Source organism: Parasphingorhabdus sp. (assembly GCF_049667325.1).
Lineage (GTDB): Bacteria > Pseudomonadota > Alphaproteobacteria > Sphingomonadales > Sphingomonadaceae > Parasphingorhabdus.
In genome coordinates this window covers 1-2,016 of record NZ_JBATHY010000229.1, presented here as the reverse complement: position 1 = coordinate 2,016, position 2,016 = coordinate 1, and the positions used below count along the sequence as shown (strand labels likewise).

At 57.5% G+C, this 2,016-nt stretch carries 2 protein-coding genes and 1 pseudogene; all 3 read left to right on the top strand.

Annotation, left to right across the window (positions count from 1 at the left end; genetic code table 11):
* Positions 1-746: succinate--CoA ligase subunit beta (locus WBM93_RS10340; protein ID WP_424431564.1), on the top strand; the 746-nt coding region annotated here is incomplete at its 5' end.
* 120 nt (positions 747-866) lie between these two features.
* On the top strand, positions 867-1,613 hold the full coding sequence (locus WBM93_RS10335) for an electron transfer flavoprotein subunit beta/FixA family protein (protein WP_424431562.1): 747 nt from the start codon (positions 867-869) through the stop codon (positions 1,611-1,613).
* Positions 1,613-2,016: pseudogene (locus WBM93_RS10330) on the top strand (electron transfer flavoprotein subunit alpha/FixB family protein); the annotation flags it as partial. The gene WBM93_RS10335 and the pseudogene WBM93_RS10330, both read left to right, overlap by 1 nt.

Below are 2,016 nucleotides of genomic sequence, written 5' to 3'. Positions count from 1 at the left end.
AAAAAATCAAGACGATCACCATCGATCCAGCGCAGGGCTTCATGCCGCATCATGGCCGGACCATCGCGTTCGCGCTTGGACTGAAGGGCGACCTCAACAAGCAGGCGCAGAAGCTCGGCAAGAAACTTTACGACGCGTTCATGGCGATGGATTGCGAAATGGTAGAGATTAACCCGCTGGTGGTAACCGAGGATCAGCAACTGATCGTACTCGACACCAAGATGAGCTTCGACGGCAACGCGCTGATGCGCCACCCCGATCTCGCGGCATTGCGCGACGAGACCGAGGAAGATCCGGCGGAAGTCGAAGCGAGCAAATCCGATCTCGCCTCTATCAAGCTCGACGGCAATATCGGCTGCATGGTCAATGGCGCCGGTCTGGCGATGGCAACGATGGACATCATCAAGCTGAACGGCGCCTTTCCGGCGAATTTCCTCGACGTTGGTGGCGGGGCGTCCAAGGAAAAAGTGACGGCGGCATTCAAGATCATCCTCGCCGATCCGGCAGTAGAAGGCATTCTTGTCAACATCTTCGGCGGAATCATGAAATGCGACATCATCGCCGAGGGCATTGTTGCCGCGGCCAAGGAAGTCGATCTCGACGTACCATTGGTGGTTAGACTTGAAGGCACCAACGTTGCGAAGGGCAAAGAAATTCTGGCTAATAGTGGCCTGCCGATCGTGTCGGCCGATGATCTCGGCGATGCCGCGAAAAAGATTGTAGCACAGGTTAAAGCAGCGGCCTGAACGGACGGTAATCAAAACACCGTCCACGCCGAAATCAACAATGCTGCACCGCAGCGCAAAACTTGACGTTTACGTGAACGTAAGCTATTCAGTTCGAGAAATTAGATAAAGGAAACAGCAATGAAAATCCTGGTGCCCGTAAAGCGGGTGATTGATTATAACGTAAAACCGCGGGTCAAGTCCGACGGCAGCGGCGTGGATCTCGCCAATGTCAAAATGTCGATGAACCCGTTTGACGAGATTTCTATCGAAGAAGCCATTCGCCTCAAAGAAGCGGGCAAGGCCGAAGAAGTCATCGCGGTTTCGGTTGGCCCGCAAAAGGCCCAGGAAACCTTGCGCACCGCGCTCGCCATGGGCGCCGACCGCGCGATCCTGGTCGTGACCGACGAGGAAGTCGAACCACTGGGCGTTGCCAAGATCCTCGCCAAAATCGTTGCCGAAGAATCACCGAAGCTGGTGATTTGCGGCAAGCAGGCGATCGACGATGATTCGAACCAGACTGGCCAGATGCTTGCAGCCTTGCTCGGATGGGGTCAGGGCACGTTCGCCAATACGGTGGAACTCGACAGCGACAGCATCACCGTCAAGCGCGAAATCGATGGCGGTCTGCAGACGGTCAAGCTGAACCTGCCCGCCGTGGTCACCACCGACCTGCGCCTCAACGAACCGCGCTATGCCTCTCTGCCGAACATCATGAAGGCAAAGAAAAAGCCGATGGATGAAAAAACCCCCGCCGATTACGGCGTCGATATCTCGCCCCGCCTGACCACCATCACGGTCACCGAACCGCCCGTGCGCCAAGCCGGTGAAAAGGTCGAAGATGTCGATGCGCTGGTCGCGAAACTCAAAGCTGTGGGAGCGATCTGATGAAAACTCTTGTACTCGTAGAACATGACAACACGAACATGAAAGACGCGACGCTGGCCGTTGTCACCGCCGCATCGCAACTGGGCGAAGTCCACGCTCTGGTCATCGGCTCCGGCTGTGCCAGCGTCGGCGAACAGGCGGCCAAGGTCGCCGGTGTCAGCACCGTCCACGTTGCGGACGATCCGGCACTCGCCAACCAGCTCGCGGAAAACGCCGCGCCGTTGATTGCCAGCCTTATGGAAACGCATGACGCGTTCCTCGCGCCAGCCACCACCACCGGCAAGAATATCGCCCCGCGCGTCGCAGCCCTGCTAGACGTCATGCAGATCAGCGACATTCTCTCGGTCGAAAGCGAAGACACGTTCACCCGGCCGATCTACGCCGGCAACGCGATTGCCACGGT

Coding starts and splice junctions, on each gene's coding strand:
- WBM93_RS10335 (WP_424431562.1), top strand. CDS start 867: ATGAAAATCCTGGTGCCCGTAAAGCGGGTGATTGATTATAACGTAAAA.